Source organism: Solibacillus merdavium (assembly GCF_014836935.1).
In the GTDB taxonomy this organism is placed as follows: Bacteria; Bacillota; Bacilli; order Bacillales_A; family Planococcaceae; genus Solibacillus; species Solibacillus ferritrahens.
On sequence record NZ_JACSPW010000004.1, the window covers coordinates 18,986 to 39,635 of the forward strand.

Here is a 20,650-nt window from a genome sequence, read left to right on the forward strand (position 1 = left end):
TTTTTAAGTCCATTTCAACCGAATTAACCGTTTATTCTTAAGAAGTTTATATAAAAATCCCACAATTTTCTTTCTAAATATTCCTGATATTATAGAAAGAACTAAAATAGAAGCTACTACGGGAACAAAATATATAATTATTAAGGCTTGGTTTTCAAAGTATCTTAAAGCATAAGGATAAACCATTCTATCAAAAATATAGGATGCCAAATATATATCTAAAGTCATCCCACCAATCATAATAAATATTTTATTCAGTACAAGGTTTTTAATTTTAATATCATAAATTGCTAAGAAAAAGAAAATAGCAGTTCCCATCACCGTTAACGAACTGTAATAACCAGTTGCCTCAACAAATATACCTCCCTGTGCAAAATAAAATGTTAATATAGTTTCAATAAGAATTATTAATGCACATAATGAAATTGCTTTATACTTTTTTATTTTTGGTTGATATTCTTTAAAATAACATCCTATAAAGTAATAAGTTAGCGGATATATATTAATCCACCAATTCGGGAAGTATAATATTTTACTTCCTTGAAAATATAATGGGATACTATTTAATAAACCAGGTAAACCAGTTAAAACTATCAATGTGATAATTAAAGCTTTTTTTTCATTTTCTGATTTCAAATTATTGAAAATTATATTTATAAATGGGATCAACAAAAATAAACCCAAATACATATTTACATACCATCCATACCCATTTGCCTCAAAGCTAAGGATTTTATAAAGCCATTCTATTACAGATAAATCTTCTTTAAAATATGTTATCCTCATAACAATTGATAAAAGAGAGTAAAAAAGATATACTCCGATTACATTGATTAACCCTTTATAATAATTTTTTTTTAGTTTTTTTTGGGACATTACATACCCAGTAACCATCATAAATAAAGGAACACATATTAAAAATAACCATCTCAAGTATGTTTGCAAAAATAATAATTCACTATTAATTAGTGGTGTAGAATAATAATAAGTATTCATAAAAAAATGAACTGATGGAACAAAAAATACAGCTATAACTTTTATTAAATCTATTCCTACTTCTCTCTTCATAGAACCCTCTATCAAATCGGTTAAATATAACCATTTATTTTTATTTGAGTAAATTTACAAAGCAATGATTACTGAGGTTTCTATCGCTCATTTACAGTATCTGTTTCTGTTTTGTAAAGAAATTATTCATAGCCGACAAGGACTTAAAAATACTCTACAAATATTCATTCGTAGAGTATAGTAATATTTTTTAAGTACTTTCTATATATTTCGGTTATTAATTTAAAACTAAGAATAGATATTTTTGTCAGTTACTTTAAAAACAAAGTATTTTTGTCCAAAGTAATTTAATATCACAAAAATAATCATTCCAAATATCATAGAAATGTTATCAATAAATTTAGAAGATAAACTATTTAATATAAATTCTAATATATTTTTCGCTACGGTATATGCTATTAAATAACATACAATAATATTTATTATAAATTTGATTACCTCTGTAAAATTTCTATTTTTACTTTTAGATGTATAATATTTATTTAAAATATAACTTATTATACTTCCAATAAAATAATTTAAAAACGTTGATATCCAGTAACCCATTCCGAATAAATTATAAGCTACAAACATTATTGATGTTCCAATGACGGTATTTATAATCCCTACTATTACAAATTTATTGAAAGTTTTTGAATTACTCATATACTTTAACTTTTGTTTTTCCATGGATTTTTTTTGAAATAATATAACTTGGCCTAGATTTTATTTCTTCAAAAATTTTATTAATATAAATCCCTAAAATTCCTATACTTAATGTAATAGTACCTCCAACCAATAAAAGGAGTAAAATTATAGTAGTGAATCCTTCTAATGAATTCCCTGTAAAATAACTTATTAATGAATATCCTCCTAAAAGAGTTGCAAAGATTAAATAAATAACACCAATCAATGATACTAAATGTAGGGGCGCAGAAGTAAATGAGGTAATATTAGATATAGCATATTTAATTAATGATCCGAAAGACCATTTACTTTCCCCATTAACTCTTTCTTGTACTTCAAATTCAACTGTAGCTTGTTTAAAGCCTACCCAGTAAGATAATGCACGGAAAAATCGATTTTTTTCAGGCAACTGATTTAGCTCATTTATCACTTTTCTATCAAGTAGTTTGAAATCAGATGATTTATCCATTTTAAACTTTGTCACTTTTGAAATTGATGAGTAAAAGATTTTAGAAAATAACTTGTAAACAAAGGATTCTTTTCCCCTAGAAACTTTCACACCCTCAATTACTTCGTATCCAACTTCCCACAATCTATACATACTAATAATCATGTCGGGTGGATGCTGCAAATCACAATCTAAAACAACTGCACAATCACCATTACACATTTTCAAACCAGCCTCAATAGCAGCTTCTTTACCAAAATTCCTTGAAAAATTAATTGCCAGAACTTTATCATCTCGGGATATTTCTTCAATTCTATCCCAAGTGTTATCTTTAGAACCATCATTAATATAAACTAATTCATAATCAATAGAATTATTATACATCAATTCACTTATTACATTATATGACAAATTTATATTCTCTTCTTCATTATAAGCTGGTAGAATAATGCTTAATAATTTCATCCTTGTCTCACTCAAATCTTATTATTATAGTATTATCGATTACTTTGATCGAATCACTCAATGGCCATTGTGACATTTCATTAATTTCTTCTGCATTTATCTCAACAAATTCCGACTGAATATCCATTGTTTTCAATTCATGTCCTAAAAAATTATTTAAATACAATGTAGTTGTATACTCATTAAATACAATATTTCCAATCCCTACATTGTACGGGACTTTAGTATTGTAGCTTTCGACTAAATTTATATGTGTAGTGGGATTACCAATAACTAATAAAGAGTCAACTAAAGGTGAATTCCTTTGAATATTTTCAATCTCATAAGACACCTTAGTCATTAAAGAATTTGTATAATTATTAATAAGTGAAAGTTTTTCATAATAAATATTTGTAATTACAACTAAATTAAATGCAATTAAAAATAAGATAATTATTGCCACTTTATTAATTACTTTGTAAATAATTTCACTTTTAAAAATATTTGTTTCCAAAATAAAAATTCCTATCAAATACATTAAAGGGATATTTTGAAGCATTAAAACGTGATAAAAAACACTTGGAGAAACAAAATATATTAAGTATAAATAAAAAGGACACAAGCCAATTAACATTATAATTAAAGTGAAATTCTTAAATTTAATTTTTGAAGTTAACACAAATATTAATAATGTAATTAATACTAATAATATATAAAGTAAATTTAACTTTTCGAATAAGTTAGTAAAGCTATAATTATTAAATATAAATATATTAAATGCATTAACTGCTTTCTGTGCTGCTAAATAAATAGTTTCAAAATTTATAACCCCTGCATCATTTATTCCACCATATTCAGTCAATCCAACTTTATTTTGGTAGATTTTAAAATGAATAATATATAGTAACAATCCTCCAACTATAGTTACAATATATTTAATAAAAGACTTAAAGTCTAAATTATTATTATTCATTAATCTTTGGATCAATATGACTACAACCATAGTTACAGCTAAAGTTAAGTTTGCTTGATAAGTACCCAAGGCTACATATAATAAAAATACAGCTCCAATATTATACCAAATGTTTTTAGTAGATATATATATAGCCAATAAAGTTAAAAAGAAAGATATATAATAAGCGTCAGCTGTAAATGCATATGAAAATATCCCGGAAACAGAAGGAAATGCAGCATATATAACAATAAACATTATAATATTTTTTTTATTAACAATGTTAAATATTTCTATAATTAATACAAGGCCTAAACTTAAAAATATGCATGAGATTAATAAATTTAAATAATGCAAGTCGAAATAACTACTTAAACTGCCTAAATATTTTAATGTAAATCTCCCAGAGGAAGATAAATCCATATCGCCATAAAAATGCCAGAGACTGTCATGATTTTTTAAATTATTCACTAACATAAATAAATGAATTATAATGGTTGAACTTAATGAAAATATAAAAGTAAATTTCATTCTTTCAGTTATAGTTATATTTTTTTTATCCAATTTCTTCTTCATCCTTTTCTATATTACAACAACAATCCATCTAACTTGGATTAATTAATTTTAATAATTTTTAATTATGTATAACTCTAACCATACATAGCGTCCCAATCTTTTAGAAAAGCACTATCAGTTAGTTTACTTTTATACTTACCTAATCTTTTTTTACAAATATCAAAATTTTCTGTTATATATTTTATTTTATTAGTGGCTTCATTGATAGAGTTTAATTCATATAAAAAGGTTGAATCATTGTCAACTAATGCGTTATGGATATTAGAAGCTAATATTGGAATATCATTTACAATTGCTTCAGCAATAGAGAGGCCAAAGCTTTCACCTTTTGAAGAAGATATAACAATTCCATTATTATTCTTTATAATATTAAATAATTGTGGCACTTTCTCAAAAGCAATGGGTGGTAAATAAATAACCCGGTTAAGTAAACACTTATCACTTATAATTTTAAATAAATCAACTTCTGTAGTAATAGGCCCTGCAATTATTAATATAAATTTATCACCAACCTTTTTTTGCAAATTTACAAAGATTTCAATGACTTCTTCTACATTTTTTAATTTATCAATTCTGCCTATATACGCAATTGGAATTTTAGGGAAAACATTAGTACTATTTACGTTTTTTTCAACAAGAAGTGCTGGAACAAAATTTCTTAATACTATAGTCTTTTTTTGAAGTTGTTCTGGAATTTCATTGATAATATCTTCTTTAAATTTGTCAGAAGGAACAATAATATTTTTAATATTAAAGGGTAAGTCACTTAGATATTGTCTATTCTCCGTATAGGCTGTATGACATTCAAAAACTATTTTTTCATAATTTTTTGTCATTTCGAAAATCTCAGGGGTATCAATAACGTGAATAAAATCATAATGATTGGGGTTAAAAGTTTCAACTATTTGTAAATATCCGCCTAAATCTTTCCCCTTAATATATTGATTTAAAAGTATTTTCCCTCCCGAATCATGGAGGAAAAATACATCTTGAGATACGTTATAATTAGCTTCTTTAAAAGCTAAAGCTCGATTGAGTAAAACTCTTTCAACGCCTCCCATAGTTGCCCATTTATATACATAAAGGATTTTTTTCATTTTTTAAATTACCTCATTTTCAGTCAAATAACTCTTGCAATATATTATTATTATTGATTTCATCCATTATAAAATTAAATCTGCTATCCCAAGTACTATCTAATAGGAATTCATTTACATTAGAATACTGAATTTTACCCTCTAATATTTCATTATACAATTTTTCTATTGTATCATAAAATTGTTTTGTACTTTCACTATGTGTTACTAATGGATAGTTATTTAAATGTGGGATACCTGTTGAAATAGTAGGAAGACCAAAATATAAATATTCATAGACTTTGATTGGATCTACAGCTTCAGATAGCTTTGAATGTTTAAAAGGGATAATACCTATGTGCCACTTTTCAACGACTTCATGTAATTTACCAGGATGAATTTTCCCATAATACTTAATATTATTGTATTTCATTATTTTCTCTAGTGTCTTATCATCTGCACCATAGCCTATTAAATGTATAAAGATATGGTCCTTTTTAGCTATTTCAAAAATTAGCTCCCAATCAAACCACGCTGCGGTCATATGTCCAAAGTAACCAATATGGATTTTTTTATCATCTGCAGACTGTTTTAAAGAAATATCTTTATATTTTGAAACTTCCTCAGCATATCCATTTCCTACTACTTTTATATCAGTTCTTAAATAATTGAACTTACTTCTTAATGGCTCAGAAACTGCGAAAATCGCATCAGAATTCAAAATAATAGCTTCCTCAACCTCTTTTTTGTACCAAGGAGATTCACCCTGATCATAAAATCCTTCCCATTCATCCATAATGTCATAAATTATATGAAAAGCATTTTCCCTAAATTTAATAATTAGATCATTAAATTCTTTTGCTGGAAAAGTAATAATAAATTTTTTATTTTTGATACCATTTATTAAACTGAAATCTGTTTCTAAAAAATCAAATAATGGTACTTGGTAAATATTATTCAAAAAAGACTGGTAGTTTTTCTCTAATTTTTCCCCTTTTTCCCACTGCCATGCAATATATAATACTGCAAAGCCTTTCTTAGCCAAATATTTAGCAAAATTTATCGTTCTTTGATTATATAATTCATCGAATTCAAAAGCTGAAGGAATAATAACTAGCCCCTGGATTTTCCCTACCTCATAATCATTTAATAAATTTGAATAAAGATTTATTAATTGTGAAGAATTAATAGAAGCTACCTGTTCTTTTGGAGAATTTAGATAAGTAGCAGATCTACTAACTGCCTCCTTTAAACCCTTTGTCTTTAAAATATAGTAGAATTTTTTTGTATAACCCTTTAATTTTTTCCTTACTCCCATAAAACGATAATATTTATTTAAAATTTTCCATGCCTTCGTATTTTGAAAACTAGTTAGCTGATAATTTAAATCATAATTAACATTGTTATAATAAGTAATTTGTCTTTCATATTCTTTAATTTTTTCTTTGAATTCATTCTTATCTTGAAGAAGATTAGATATAACTTTGTCTTTTTGGTTATAGGAATCTGATAGATTTTTTATAATGGTATTATTATTTTCTAATGTAGATTTGAACCAATTAATGGAATTTTCTTTCTCATCTATTTGGTCTTTATGCCACCTTAACTCATTGTTAATTTCTTCAAGCTTTTTATGAAAGCTTGTTTCATTATCAACTAGTTTATTTTTCATAGTTTCTAAAGCTTCTTTTTGGCTAAAATATTCTAACTCATAAAATTCTCTTCTAGCATTAAAGTTTCCTAAATCAATTTTAGTAAAATCAATATTTACTTTTTTAGAATAAATAATTATAGCTTGTTTACCATACCAATGAGTTCCTTCTATTAATTTACAATCAATTTCTTTAAAATATGATAATTGAAAATTATCTATTTCCATTGGGAAAGATTTATATTCAAATGTATACATATGTTCTTTAATTCTATCGTCTTCTAAAAAAGGCACCATTAAAATCAAATGTTGTTTTGTATTTTGAAGCATTTTTGGGATAATTTCAAATGGGTTAGAAAAATGCTCTAATACGTTAGAACAAATTATCACATCATAATTCTGTGGTAGATTTTTTATATCCCCCTGTGCATAATCTACATTGGGATAATATTCTTTGGCTTTGCTAATTGCTTCATTTGAAAAATCTATTCCCACAACATCTAAGTTATTAAATCTATTGGCTAATAAATTTGTTCCATCACCTTCCGCACAACCGGCATCACAAATCGACCATTTTTCTTCCTCAAGTTGTTGAATTATTTCAAAAGGTAAATTTTCAAGTAATAAATTCAGGAAAAATTCAGTTTGCTCTCTACCAAGATAACTTTCCCAGTTAGTTTGGAAACGATTATCCCAATAATCTTTACTGTTTACTTTATATTCACTCATTTTATTACTCCTTTAAAAAACTAATAGATTGACTTACTGGAGGATGGAAATATCCAAATATTTTTTTGTCACTTATAATTCTAAAATATTTTGCCCCTTCAATATAATCATAATACTCAGGTTGCATATTACTTCTATTCTCAATAGCTACTACTAAAATATATTCATCGTCTTTTAGATAATTTTCAAATTCAAAATTCACTTCGATTACATTTGATTTTACCTTTGATAAATTGTGGTTGTGATCATAAGTTGTACTTACAATTAAATCCGTGCCTACTTTATTTTTTATTGAAAATGCAACACTACAATATTTCATATCAATATTTTTAGGTATTTCTGAAATTACTTTTATGCAAACTTTTTCTCCAAATTTAATAAGCGAAGTTTTCTCTTTTTTTGAATTAAATATTTCTACGTATTTAATTATTCCCTGTTGTGATCCCCAACGATTAATGGCTTCAAATTCTGTATTAAAATCTTCTGATCGATGATTTATAATCTCTCTTTCATTAACTTCATCGTCATTCATATATTTCATATATTCTGCTGTCACTTCTAAGGTTTCACCAAACATTCTCATTTCACCTTGGTGAATCCAAAGGGCTTTATCACAAAAAGTACGGATACTTGAAACATCATGTCCTACAAATAGTATTGTCGCACCACTTTCCTTTAATTCATTCATTCTATTAAAGCATTTTGCTTGAAATTTCATATCTCCTACAGCTAAAGCTTCATCAATAATTAAAATTTCAGGATCAACATTAATCGCAACTGCAAAAGCCAATCTTGCAAACATTCCTGAAGAGTAGGTCTTTACAGGTTGATATACATATTCTCCGATATCAGCAAAATCTAATATGCCTTGAATACGTTCATCCATCTGGCTTTTAGAATATCCCATTATTGTACCTTGTAAATAAATATTCTCTATCCCTGTATACTCCATATTAAACCCAGCGCCTAATTCTAATAATGCTGCAACTTTCCCTGCCACTTGCACATTACCAGAAGAGGCCGATAGAACACCAGTAAGTATTTTCAATAAAGTCGATTTACCAGATCCATTCTTCCCTACAATCCCTAATGTCTCTCCCTTTTTCACTTCAAATGAAATATTTTTCAAAGCAAAAAACTCCGAATGATACAATTTCCTTGATATACTTAATGATTCTTTTAAACGGTCTTGTGGATTATTGTATAATTTATAAACTTTTGATAATTCTTGAACAACAATTGAATTTTTCATTTTAATCTCCTCTTATAGCACATCTGAAAAATGAGGTCGTAATTTTTTAAAGATCCATACACCAAATATTAAAACAGTTAATGTAAATAACCAAAAATAGATAGTCAAAAGAGGATCTTCCCAAAACCACTTTTGATAAATTAAAGTATTACGGTAACCCTCTACTATATAATAGATGGGATTTAATTTAAATAAAAACTGCAGATTAAGAGGCACAATTTGAAATGACCAAAAAATAGGAGTTAACCAAAAGCCAAATTGTAATAAAACAGATACAATTTGTCCCACATCTTTTGAAAAAATAGCTAGCGAAGATGTGATCAATGACACACCGTATACCAAAATTACTGTTGCAAATAAAAAATAAAAAATTTGAATATGGTATATACTGAATCCAAACCCATAAATGGCAAATAAAACTATTACTATCAATAAAAATATAATATGGATGAATAATGCTGATATAGTTTTTATAATTGGTAACAAACTAACTCTAAAAACTACTTTTTTAACTAAATAACTGTTATCTAATATGGAGTTCGTCCCTATTGCTATAGCTTCTGAAATAAAAAACCAAGGTATAATACCTGCAATTAACCATAAAATAAATGGAACATCATCTATTGGCATAGATCTAAAACCAATCTGAAATACAAACCAATAAATTAATATCATAATTATTGGATTCATAAATGCCCAAAAAATCCCCAAATAAGAGCCTAAATATTTAACTTTAAAATCATTTTTTGCAAGTTGCATAATAATATTTCTATCATTATATAAACTTTTTAAGTAACTCATCTATTTACTTCCCATCATTATTTTTTCATGAGATTCTATCTCTTTTAAAATATTTGCTATGATATTTGTTAATTCATCATTTTTATATAATAAGTAATCCTCTAATCTTACATCAATATTTTTTATATATTGTTCATTATGAAACGCATTGATTTTTGGATGTACTTTTCTGTACGATTCTTCATATTCATAACAGAGTTCTTCGTATAACTTTTCACCATCACGAATTCCCGTAAATTTAATTTCTATATCTTTTTCATCAAACCCAGATAGTTTAATTAATTGTTTGGCCAAATCGGTAATTTTCACTGGTTGTCCCATATCTAGTACAAACGTTTCGCCACCATTTGAAAAGCTTGCAGCTTGAATAACCAATTGAGCCGCCTCGGGAATCGTCATAAAATACCTGGTCATCTCAGGATGTGTCACAGTTACAGGTCCTCCATGACTAATTTGTTCTTTAAATAACGGGACAACACTCCCACTACTTCCCAATACATTACCAAATCGTACAGAGGAATACTTTGTTTTACTTACAAAGTTTTTCTCATTTATAATTAACTCAGCTATACGTTTTGTCATTCCCATTACATTTGTTGGATTAACAGCTTTATCAGTTGATATCAGCACAAAATTACTAACATTTGCCTGGTCTGCTGCATCAGCAACATTTTTAGTACCTAAAATATTTGTCGATACAGCGGAGTATACATTTTCCTCCATTAAAGGTACGTGTTTATATGCCGCTGCATGAAAGACAACATCTGGCTTATGGTTATTCATCATAATCATAATACGGTCTCGGTTTTCAATACTCATAATCTCAGTAGTTATGTTAGTTTGATATATATTCTTCGAAAGCTCGCTTGTGATTTTATAAATATTATATTCGCTGTGGTCTAACAAGATTAGCTCATACGGTTCAAACTTAATTATTTGCCTACATAGTTCCGACCCTATCGATCCACCTGCACCAGTAACCAATATTTTCTTCCCTTTTATTTTTAATGAAATCGATTCATTATTTAAAATGACCGGTTCTCTACCAAGTAAATCTTCTATTGATACATCCCGAATTTTTGTGTATTGGATATTTCCAGTTGCAAAATCAAGATATGAAGGTAGAATTTGCACATTATCTGTATATTTTTTCGCATTTGTAATTAAACTGCTTAATTTTTCTCCTTTTAAGGAAGGCATAGCAATAATAATGTGGTTAATACGATAGTGCTCAACGACACTTTCTATTTCTTCTAAACCACCCACAACTGGAACACCACTTAATTCTAAATTTTTTAAATTAGGGTTATCATCTAGAAAAACAATCGGATTTAATATCGTACTTTCTGCTTGTAATTGATTTACAATTGTTCTCCCTGTATTGCCTGCCCCTAAAATAAGCGCTCTACGCTTAATACTAGTACTCTCTACTTCTTTTTGTTCTTTTAATAATTGCCAGTATCTCCAAAACAATCTCACACCACACAATAAAACAATATGAAGAATCCAAGTTAAAAATAGTGCTCTTTCATATAAATCTCTAAATACAAATATTTGAAATAAAGCTGTTAATGCCACCGATGTCGTAATAACTTTACACAAGCCAATTATTTCATCAATGTTTGCATATTTCCATACTCTCATATATAAATGAAATTTATATGATAATAAATGATGCGTTAATAATAAAATAATTGAACTTGATACTACAAAAAAATTAATTTGTGCATTAAAAGGATTTAAAAATACATGAGATAAATAAATCGAAAACAGCACTATAATCGAGTCTATTAAGATTAGAGATACTAATCTAAATTTGTAATCCAATTTAATTACCTCATTTCTTATAAGACTTATTCTTTGTCTGGATTTAATTTATTTCCATGTGAAAACACTATACCTAAAAAAATAAATACTACAGCTGTTATGGCTGGGATTGAATCATTAAATAGTGCCTGTACGGAATAAGCAAGTACTGCTACTCCTAATATTAAAACAGCACTATTTATATTATTTTTTTGTACTAATGCTCTTAAAACTAACGTCACATTCCATATAATAATAGATATTAAGGCTATAAAACCAAATATACCCGTCCCGTATAATATTGCAATATAAATGTTATGTGCTTTATCAACAATTGTATTTTCATCCAGCATACCTGCTCTACTTTCTAGTTGGTAATGTGGAAAATTGTATACTAGAGAATCATTACCATATCCAGTTAACGGGCGCTCTTTTACCATTTCTAAAGTTTCATTCCAAATATAACCACGACCTGTCCCGAAAGCTAAATATCTTTCTGGTAATACAGGTAACTCAAGTGCTTTCTCACTAGCATATACTTTGTTATCATAACTAAATCCATAACCAAGTGAGGATGCCTCTTCTTTTGAATATGGGTTTATATCAACAAAGAAACCGAATGATTCTTCCCATACCCTATCATTTTCCTTTGAAAGAATATGAAAAATGGGAACAATAATTATTAAAGAAATTACAAGGGCTGTTATACTTTTCTGCTTTTCACTATTTTTAATACTTAATATTAGTATTAACGGCAAAATAACAATAATAGTTAAAAATCCACTAGTAGAAATGGACATTAATAAAATAGCCAATGAAGCTGCCGCAGTGATAGAACCAATAATCACTTCAACCCATTTTTTAGATAACACTGCCCATGCTAGATACATCACCGACATAATAGCGAACATACCACTCATATAATTCCACTGATTTAACGTTCCTACTAATAATGAAGATTCTGAAATATTTGCTCCTTCAGGTAGCAAGATTGATACTAAGTTTTGAAGCCATTTTGCTTGTAATAAATCATTACCATAAAAATTCATTGCAATAATATATAAGTTTATAAATACAAATGGAATCATTGCATACATTATAGAAGGCACAGCATTTTTAGGATATTTAATATTTATCGCTACAAATAATAATGCAATATAACATAACCAACTGATCGCTCCATCTGAACGGTTATATTGACCATTTAAAGCAATCGTAATATTTGGAGAAGCAATTGTAGAAATAATTATGGCTACAGTAAACACCGCTAAAATATAATTTAAGGCTGTTTTTCGTATTATACCTTCCATAAAAAAAATTTTAAGCATTAGCATCCCAAATGTAATTATAGTTATACTTACAATAAAAATTAATTTATAGTGAGTAAATAGATCTCCCTTTATTCCAGATGTAAGAACATCAATATTAGAAATTAATGGACTCACTACTTCTTTAACATTTGCCATTACAATTAGAGGCATAACTGCGATTAAAAATAAGAATAAACGGAAAATCCATTTATCAATATTTGCACGTGACTGAGTATTTTCTATTTCATCATTAATTACTGTTGATTTATTGAGCTCTTCGTAAAATGAAGCCATCTAACCTTACCTTCCTTATTGCATATTCTCAATTTGAGTTAATAATTCTGTGACATGTTCTTGGTAAGTTGGATACTCTTGTGGCGCCCAACCCCATTCACGACATTTTTCTAAGACTATCTTAGCATCCTCATAGCGTTCAGCAGAAATTAAAACTTCCCCAAATTGGATCATAAACATCGGATCTTCTACTTTATGTGGGTTTATATCTAATGCCTTTTGAAATAATATTGTGGATCTGGTAAAATCACCCAGATTCGCTGAGGTTACAGCTCCAATATAATTTACCACTTCGGAATTTGGCTGGCGCAATAATAATTCGTTTATTAAATTCTCTGCATCAGAATATTTGCCATCATTATATAATTGACTTGCTTGTTGATAAAGAACATCATCCATCAAAAAATCCTCGTCTTGTTTACTTGCTAGTACTTTCGCAGTTATAAAACCGACTATTATAAAAGCTACAATGCCAAGTAAAATATATTTCCTCTTAGATTCAGTAAGCTGCATTGTTCACAATCCTTTATGTATTGAATATTGAATAACATTCTCATTATACACTAATTTAGGATAAATTTCCTTACAATTCCCTAATTTCCATGGCTATAAATCAATTTAATATCTAAAATTTGACACGATGTAATAATTTGAACCATAGAATTCACTAATATTTCAATTACAAATAAAAATTTAAAATTAATCGTATTTCCACATTAAATAAAAAAAGCAGAATTGCATGATGCAATTCTGCTTTTTATAACCTAGAATTATAAAACTCTAGCTTCTTAAAGAAAAATTATTATTGTGCTCTGAATACGTTTCTGCCGTTAGCATTTGTTTCATATACAAAGCTGTACACTTTACCTTTGTAAGAAATAGATACTGTTTCTCCAACAGATACAGGGTCAGCACCAAAGCCTACATATAGAACTTTGTTGTTGGCAGCGTCAGTAGTGATTGTACCACGTGTACCACCTGTTTTAGTTGCTTCAATACTTGTAGCTGCTACTGCTTCAGTAAATGTTAATGTAATTGACGCAGCATCTCTAGAAGTAGGATTAGTTTCAGTAGTTTGTACTACATCTGAAATCGTGAAGTAAGAAGTACTTGCACCTGATAAGAATGTTGCTGTTTTAGTAACAGATGTTAAACCAGATAAACCAGAGTTTGTTGGTGTTGCAGTAACACGAACATCTGAACCGTTAGATTTTAAGAAGATAGAAATATCCGTTTGTCCAGCAACTACAGTACGGTTTAAGATTGTTTTTGAAGTATATGCAGGGATTACAACAGCTACTCCATTTTCTAAAACAGCGTTACCAGCTGCATCTACTAATTCAACTGCTTGTGCACCTGCACGTACTGTAAATTGTACTGGTGTATCTGAGCCGTATGAGCGAGCTTTACCATTTTGATCAGATAATTGGTAAGAAAATTCTGCAACTGTGTCGCTACCGAATGTTGTAACTTCCTTATCATCCGCATTTGTAACTACTAATTCACTTCTGTAATCAGCAGTTCTTGTAGTACGGAAGTAAGTGATTTCTCCTGTAACTTGTAAATCTTTCTTATCTAATTTGCCAGGTTCAGAACCAGTACCTGTACCATTGTCGATAAATGCAATTGGTGTTACAAATGCATCAGCATCAGGGTGACTAACTGTAAACTTAGCTACACCATCTTTATCTGTAACAATACGGAATGTAACAGAATCTGTTGTAGTTGAAACTACTGGCTCACCATCAGCATCAAATACTTTTACATCACCGCGTGTAGTAGTAGTTTCATTATTAAATGTTACTAAAAGCTCTGCATTAGCTAATGCTTTACCTTCTCTATTTTTCAGTGTTGCAACATAGTCACGTCCACCAGTTTGTGTATCATCTTTGTAAACTGAAGCAGTTTGGTTACCTTCAGCTTTAATTGATAAATCAAATACTGATTCTTTAGCAAATGTTGCAGTTGAACCTACAGCTTGTAAAGCAGTAGCATCGTATTTAGGAGTTGTGCCTGGGTTGTTTACGAAAGCAATTGGCGTTACTGCTGCATCATCACCTGTTAATACTAGGTTAGCTTTACCTGTAGAATCTAAACGAATAACACCTACAGCATATCCGCCAGTTGTATATTCATAAGCAAATTTAGCAGTAGCAGTATCACCAGTAGTGTTTAAACCTAAGAACTCTACACCACGAACAGCTTTTTCAGGAGCTACATTTAAGTTTTCTTTGAAAGCTACGTAAACTAATTCATTATTTTCACCAGTAATTTGGTAAACTTTTTGTTCACCATTAGCTAAAGTTGTTCCTTCTGTAACATCTTTAATTGCTAAAGTTGTATCCCAGTATACTTTTGCAGCTGCTTTTAATGCTGGTTTACCCGTTGCATATGCATTTACGTTATCTGTATTACCTTGTGAACGAGTATAAGTATAAGTTGCTACACCGTTTGCGTCAGTTTTTACAGTTGCTGTAATTTGAGGAACGATAGTTGTATCGTTAGCCAATTTTTCATGGAAGATATCAAACTTCACAGGAATGTTAGTTGTAGATTCACCTTCAGCTACAGTTACTTTAGCTTTTAAAGTTACTGTTTCACCATACTTACCTTGGATTGAAGTTTGTTCAAATGCAATTGCAGTTGGTAATACTGATGAAGCTTCTTGATCTTCTTGACCAGCAGCTGTGTAATCAGCAGTGATTGTTTTGTGTAAGAATGACGCGAATTGACCGCGAGTTGTGTTGCCTTTTGGGTTGAACGCTGGTGCAGCTGGGTTTGTAATGTCATAGAAGTCTAATACAGAAATCGCTGTGCGAGCTTCTGCTTTAGCTTGAGTTAAGTCAGTTACATCACCTTTGAAATCTTGAGTAGCTACGTACTCTTCTAAGCTGATATTGTATACAGTGTTAACTGTACGTACTAAAGTGATAGCCATGTTTTCGCGAGTGATTGGGTCACCAGCTAAAAGGTTACCGTTAGAACCTACGAATACGCCAGCTTCTTTAACTAAAGAAGCGTATTTTAATAACTCTTCGTTAGTTTTTGTAGTTAAGTCAGCGAATGCTGGACGAGTTTTGTAGTCAGCAGAAGCTTCATAACCTTTAGTTTCTAAAAACTTACCTAATAATTTAACTACGTCAGAACGAGTTAATTCTTTGTTAGGCTTGAATGTGCCATCTTGGTAACCAGAGATGATACCATCACTTACTAATGCAGTGATCGCTTCCTCGTGTGTGTTACCTGAAATGTCCGATAATGATGCAGCAGATGCAACTGGTACGATTGCAGATGCTACTAATGTAGCTGTCGCAGCTGTTGCTACGAATTTTTTGTATTTCTTTGGTTGGTTAGCCATTGAAAAATTTCCTCCTCATAAGTGAAAATAATAATTTTAGTTACCCACACGAAAAATGTGCAGAAAAACTAACTACACATAAATTCTAGTAGTATACATTTACTATGTCAATCTTTTTTTACCAATAAACCCACAAATCACCTGTTTATAAGGTAAAAGATATAAAACAGCAAATATATTCAGATAACTTAGAATTTCTTTAATTATGACACACATATACTCATAAAGACAACATTTTCTTTCACCAATAATCGATAAACCTATTTTAATATAGTTATTCTATTTGTTAAATTTAGGTTTTCATAACTTAAAAAGGTATGGATTTGGTTATATAATACAGTAATACCAAGGTTTTAAATGGAATTATCACATTACAAATATTACTAAAATATTACTTTTATAATATAATGATTATTTATGTGAACATATTTTTTACTACTTAGCTATTATATTAATAGTACAAATTTATAGAACCTATTCGATAAATTTCGACAAAAATAAAAAAAGAAAAAGGCTTTAGCATTTAAATGCTAAAGCCTTTTTCTCGGGCTACCAACCGTTTTTTTCCTTGCAGGGAAAAGTATAAATTTAACTATATATTGTAGAGGAAATCTTACTACTGAATTTAGTGTAACACTTACATTACAAATACACAATCAAATATTACAAAGATTACACTATTTTTTTTCCATTACTTACTCTTTTTAGGGCTACGTGCCACTTCTAATAAAAATAAAGGCAACGCAATTTGACGTTTAATACGATGTGGTTCCTTCATTAAACGGTAAAACCACTCCATACCCACCTTTTGGAAAGCTTCTGGTGCGCGCTTCACATTTCCGGCCAGTACATCAAATGACCCACCCACTCCTTGATAAATCGTTGGATGCAGCTGATCTCTGTTTGCATTGATCCAGTTTTCCTGCTTTGGCGATCCCATTGCAACAAATAATAAATCAGGTTTCGCTTCATTAATTTTGTCTATTATCTTTTGATTATCCTTTTCATAGCCGTCCTGTGTGCCGGCTATTTGAATCGTTGGATATAGTTCCTTTAACTTCTCGGCTGCTTTGTCAGCGACACCTGGCTTTCCGCCGTATAAAAAGATCGGCTTTCCGCGCTTTGCTGACTCTTCACATAGACGAAGCATCATATCTACACCTGTGACACGTGATGTAATTTGTCCCTTTTGTATTTTAGAGGCTAAAATGACACCGATGCCATCCGGAATTTGAAACTCAGCATTATTGAGAAGTGTTTTTAATGCCGGATCTTCTTTTGCTTTTATAATTTTTTCTGGGTTAATGGCCACAATTAATGATTTTTGCTCTTTTTCGATTTGTTCGAATACGATTGGCAACAAATCATCATAACTTTCGGTATTAACTTGTATGCCGAGTACGGTTTCTTTCATATTAACTCTTCCTTTCTCAATATTGCTTCTATAAACACAGCTGGCAGTACGCTTTATACGCACTGCCGAATTTACTTTATTAGTTCTTCGCATCTCCAAGTAAGTGGAACTGGAAGCCTGCCTTTTCCCAAACTTCGCGGTTTAGGCAGTTTTTCGTATCAAATACGATTTTACTTTTTACGTTTAACGTAGCAGGATCAAGTTCGCGGAATTCTTTATGATCTGTTAGGAACACTAAAATATCTGCCTGCTCCAAAGCTTCCTGCATGCTTTGAGTTTGTGTTTCATGCTTATTTTGCTTAATATGCGGGTCATGTGAGACTACTGTTAAACCAAGCTTTTGCAGTTCATCAATAACAATTGTTGATGGGCTTTCACGCATATCATCTACATTTCCTTTGAATGCTAAACCGAACGCACCGACTGTTGCACCGGCAATACCGTTTTTATTTAAAATAGCTTGTGTTTTTTGTGCTGTGAAGCTTGGCATAGAGTCATTTGTATTACGAGAAAGGTGAATAATCTGTGCTTGTTCGCCACCTAATTCCACTAAGAACCATGGATCTACTGCGATACAGTGACCACCTACACCTGGTCCTGGGAAATGAACATTTACACGTGGATGGTAGTTCGCGAATTTGATTGCTTCCCAAATATTCACGTCTAATTTCTCAGCCATTTTCGCTAATTCGTTGGCAAACGCAATGTTCACATCACGGTAAGTGTTTTCCATAACTTTTACTAATTCTGCTGTCGTTGCATCTGTTAAATGGATCTCGCCTTTTACAAATGTTTCGTAAAGCTCCTTTGTAAGCTCAGCTGACTTTTGTGAAATCCCGCCAACAATACGATCGTTGTTAACTAGTTCTTCAAAAATACGGCCTGGAATAACTCGCTCTGGAGAATGTGAAACAAATAGTTCTGTTCCAATTTCAAGACCAGATTTCACTAATTCTGGCAGCATTACATTTTCAACAGTTTTTGGTGGAACTGTTGATTCTAATATTACTAAATCGCCTTTTTTCACGAAAGGTACGATTGAAGCCGTTGCCTGACGAACATATTCTAAATTCGCTGTATTGTCCGGATTAATCGGTGACGGTACCGCGACAATGTACACATCTGAAGTTACTGGTGTTGTAGATGCAGTTAAAAAGCCTTCATCTACTGCCTTATTCAGGCGCTCTTGTAAGCCGTTCTCCTCGATATGTAATTGTTTTTCCTGAATACTTTTCACAGCTGCTGGATTCACATCAACACCGTGTACCTTTACGCCGTGATTTGCAAACATTACCGCCGTTGGTAAGCCGATATATCCTAACCCAACGACACAGATTGATTTTGTCATGATCGTTTCTCCCTTTCACTTTCAAAAAAGCTATATCTCATTGTTTGATTATTGTTTAATTTGTTCCGCGCATTTCGCCCGCATTCAATTTAATACGGTTTTTCACTCCCGCTTTATATATGTAACGAAATTAATAATCGAATGGTTGCAATTTAATGCTTAGAAAAATAGTCCTGCCTTACAGTATACAACTTTCTCTTCGCTGTGTGAAATAGTTTTTATTTTTTGTTAAAGTTGCGCTTTTAATAAGAAGAGCGTTCAAAAAAGCATTTGTATAAGTTCGGCTTTTTGTTATAAACTTCCCCTTTAAATGGAGGTATTATACTTATTAGAGCGCTTGGAGTGAGTTGAATTAGGTGAATAAGCTATCTGTCTAGAAGGATATAAGCCTTTTCTTGATTTATCATGTCCGATTTGATTATTCGCCACTTTTTTTGTTTTATTAGTCACCCTTGAACTGATAATCGACCATTCACATGTGATATTAGACAGTTGGTAACAAATAATGTCCACTTCACCCTTGATATTCGTCAATCGGAAATATATTATACACTTTAATGATTTAATCGCCACTCACATCAGCATATTCGCCACTTCCCCAAACTCCGCACACATTCCAAAAGAAAAAACCCCATTAGCTAAAATAAGCTAACAGGATTTAATATTGATGTTGGACAATCACGATGCATAGCCTCCAGTTAATTTTGCCTTCTCTGCCATAAGGTCATGGAATAATGCTTCGTTGCGTGCTTCTAGGGCATCATCGATTAAGCGTGTTAAATTATGTTCTTCCAAGTTACGCACAATATTTTCAACCTCTTCATTAAACTGGTACTGCTTTTCACTTTCTGCTGGTCTTACTTGATTCGAAACTTCCTCGATAAGAGGCATTAAATATTCATGTACGTTGGATACAAGTAAAAGTTGATAAAGTGGAAGGCGTACAAATCGATTGCCGCGCTGGAAAACAAATACTTCTGATAAATTTTCAACTTGCATTGAATTTAAATCAATAATCATTTCCTTCCCCTCGATCGGAATGAAGTGGAAAATTTCCTCTTCTTTTGTGATTGAGAAATATTGATAAGCAAAGACTAAACGTAATTTCGACCCTGTCATTTTTGTATAGAATGGTTTCATAAATTGAACTTGAATCATTGGAATTCCTCCTTTATTGAATTTTTTATACTGCTTTTATTCGAGTCCTAAGACCTAATTTCAATTATCATATGGATTATTTAACCGAAAAGTTCCTGCTGCTTTTCTCATTTCTTATAGTTTCCCCATACTTTCTTTTTTTCAAACTCCCTAAACTTAACATCCTTTAAAAAATTAATTCCCCGCTATTCAGATTACCGCTTTGTATTAATTCGTATTATAATGGAAGGAACGACTTTTTTAACTTCTTGCAGCAAAGTCCCTTTTAGGTGGAGTGATGTTACAGAGCGCTCTTCCCT

15 protein-coding genes are annotated in these 20,650 nt (G+C 30.4%); all 15 read right to left on the minus strand.

Features of this window, described 5'->3' with window-relative positions:
* Positions 1-3: 3 nt before the first annotated feature.
* The 15 genes from H9632_RS05740 to H9632_RS05810 all read right to left on the minus strand — a co-directional run bounded on the left by H9632_RS05740 (position 4) and on the right by H9632_RS05810 (position 20,351).
* Positions 4-1,068, minus strand: coding sequence for an acyltransferase (locus H9632_RS05740; RefSeq protein WP_191703167.1), 1,065 nt, complete (start codon positions 1,066-1,068; stop codon positions 4-6).
* 228 nt (positions 1,069-1,296) lie between these two features.
* Positions 1,297-1,713 (minus strand): GtrA family protein, encoded by a 417-nt coding sequence (locus H9632_RS05745; protein WP_225223703.1) that lies wholly within the window; start codon positions 1,711-1,713, stop codon positions 1,297-1,299.
* Positions 1,706-2,647: a glycosyltransferase family 2 protein gene (locus H9632_RS05750; RefSeq protein WP_191703169.1), complete on the minus strand. Its 942-nt coding sequence runs from the start codon at positions 2,645-2,647 to the stop codon at positions 1,706-1,708. Before H9632_RS05750 ends, H9632_RS05745 begins: the two co-directional genes overlap by 8 nt.
* 7 nt (positions 2,648-2,654) lie before the next feature.
* On the minus strand, positions 2,655-4,142 hold the full coding sequence (locus tag H9632_RS05755) for a glucosyltransferase domain-containing protein (RefSeq protein WP_191703170.1): 1,488 nt from the start codon (positions 4,140-4,142) through the stop codon (positions 2,655-2,657).
* 86 nt (positions 4,143-4,228) lie between these two features.
* Positions 4,229-5,251, minus strand: coding sequence for a glycosyltransferase (locus H9632_RS05760; protein WP_191703171.1), 1,023 nt, complete (start codon positions 5,249-5,251; stop codon positions 4,229-4,231).
* A gap of 19 nt (positions 5,252-5,270) precedes the next feature.
* Positions 5,271-7,610 carry a methyltransferase domain-containing protein gene (locus tag H9632_RS05765; protein WP_191703172.1) on the minus strand — a complete coding sequence of 780 codons (2,340 nt, stop codon included), beginning with the start codon at positions 7,608-7,610 and terminating at the stop codon, positions 5,271-5,273.
* Between the two features lie 4 nt (positions 7,611-7,614).
* Complete coding sequence (locus H9632_RS05770; protein ID WP_191703173.1) at positions 7,615-8,862, minus strand: ABC transporter ATP-binding protein; 1,248 nt, start codon at positions 8,860-8,862, stop codon at positions 7,615-7,617.
* Between the two features lie 12 nt (positions 8,863-8,874).
* Complete coding sequence (locus H9632_RS05775) at positions 8,875-9,663, minus strand: ABC transporter permease (RefSeq protein ID WP_191703174.1); 789 nt, start codon at positions 9,661-9,663, stop codon at positions 8,875-8,877.
* The gene (locus H9632_RS05780; protein ID WP_191703175.1) at positions 9,664-11,490 is read right to left on the minus strand and encodes a polysaccharide biosynthesis protein; all 1,827 of its coding nucleotides are present in this window, start codon (positions 11,488-11,490) and stop codon (positions 9,664-9,666) included.
* A 26-nt stretch (positions 11,491-11,516) separates the two neighbouring features.
* Positions 11,517-13,073: an O-antigen ligase family protein gene (locus H9632_RS05785; RefSeq protein ID WP_191703176.1), complete on the minus strand. Its 1,557-nt coding sequence runs from the start codon at positions 13,071-13,073 to the stop codon at positions 11,517-11,519.
* Between the two features lie 15 nt (positions 13,074-13,088).
* Positions 13,089-13,586 carry a tetratricopeptide repeat protein gene (locus H9632_RS05790; RefSeq protein ID WP_191703177.1) on the minus strand — a complete coding sequence of 166 codons (498 nt, stop codon included), beginning with the start codon at positions 13,584-13,586 and terminating at the stop codon, positions 13,089-13,091.
* 289 nt (positions 13,587-13,875) lie between these two features.
* The gene (locus H9632_RS05795; RefSeq protein ID WP_191703178.1) at positions 13,876-16,431 is read right to left on the minus strand and encodes an S-layer homology domain-containing protein; all 2,556 of its coding nucleotides are present in this window, start codon (positions 16,429-16,431) and stop codon (positions 13,876-13,878) included.
* A gap of 691 nt (positions 16,432-17,122) precedes the next feature.
* A complete protein-coding gene (locus H9632_RS05800; protein ID WP_191703179.1) occupies positions 17,123-17,845 on the minus strand; it encodes a WecB/TagA/CpsF family glycosyltransferase in 723 nt (240 codons plus the stop codon).
* Positions 17,846-17,924: 79 nt separating this feature from the next.
* A complete protein-coding gene (locus H9632_RS05805; protein WP_191703180.1) occupies positions 17,925-19,193 on the minus strand; it encodes a nucleotide sugar dehydrogenase in 1,269 nt (422 codons plus the stop codon).
* Positions 19,194-19,871: 678 nt separating this feature from the next.
* Positions 19,872-20,351 (minus strand): IDEAL domain-containing protein, encoded by a 480-nt coding sequence (locus H9632_RS05810; RefSeq protein ID WP_191703181.1) that lies wholly within the window; start codon positions 20,349-20,351, stop codon positions 19,872-19,874.
* Between the last annotated feature and the right edge of the window lie 299 nt (positions 20,352-20,650).

Bases quoted from the DNA above. Each gene is read 5' to 3' on its own strand.
- H9632_RS05770 (WP_191703173.1), bottom strand. From the start codon at position 8,862: ATGAAAAATTCAATTGTTGTTCAAGAATTATCAAAAGTTTATAAATTA.
- H9632_RS05745 (WP_225223703.1), bottom strand. From the start codon at position 1,713: ATGAGTAATTCAAAAACTTTCAATAAATTTGTAATAGTAGGGATTATA.
- H9632_RS05750 (WP_191703169.1), bottom strand. From the start codon at position 2,647: ATGAAATTATTAAGCATTATTCTACCAGCTTATAATGAAGAAGAGAAT.
- H9632_RS05790 (WP_191703177.1), bottom strand. From the start codon at position 13,586: ATGCAGCTTACTGAATCTAAGAGGAAATATATTTTACTTGGCATTGTA.
- H9632_RS05800 (WP_191703179.1), bottom strand. From the start codon at position 17,845: ATGAAAGAAACCGTACTCGGCATACAAGTTAATACCGAAAGTTATGAT.
- H9632_RS05765 (WP_191703172.1), bottom strand. From the start codon at position 7,610: ATGAGTGAATATAAAGTAAACAGTAAAGATTATTGGGATAATCGTTTC.
- H9632_RS05775 (WP_191703174.1), bottom strand. From the start codon at position 9,663: ATGAGTTACTTAAAAAGTTTATATAATGATAGAAATATTATTATGCAA.
- H9632_RS05760 (WP_191703171.1), bottom strand. From the start codon at position 5,251: ATGAAAAAAATCCTTTATGTATATAAATGGGCAACTATGGGAGGCGTT.
- H9632_RS05810 (WP_191703181.1), bottom strand. From the start codon at position 20,351: ATGATTCAAGTTCAATTTATGAAACCATTCTATACAAAAATGACAGGG.
- H9632_RS05785 (WP_191703176.1), bottom strand. From the start codon at position 13,073: ATGGCTTCATTTTACGAAGAGCTCAATAAATCAACAGTAATTAATGAT.
- H9632_RS05740 (WP_191703167.1), bottom strand. From the start codon at position 1,068: ATGAAGAGAGAAGTAGGAATAGATTTAATAAAAGTTATAGCTGTATTT.
- H9632_RS05795 (WP_191703178.1), bottom strand. From the start codon at position 16,431: ATGGCTAACCAACCAAAGAAATACAAAAAATTCGTAGCAACAGCTGCG.
- H9632_RS05805 (WP_191703180.1), bottom strand. From the start codon at position 19,193: ATGACAAAATCAATCTGTGTCGTTGGGTTAGGATATATCGGCTTACCA.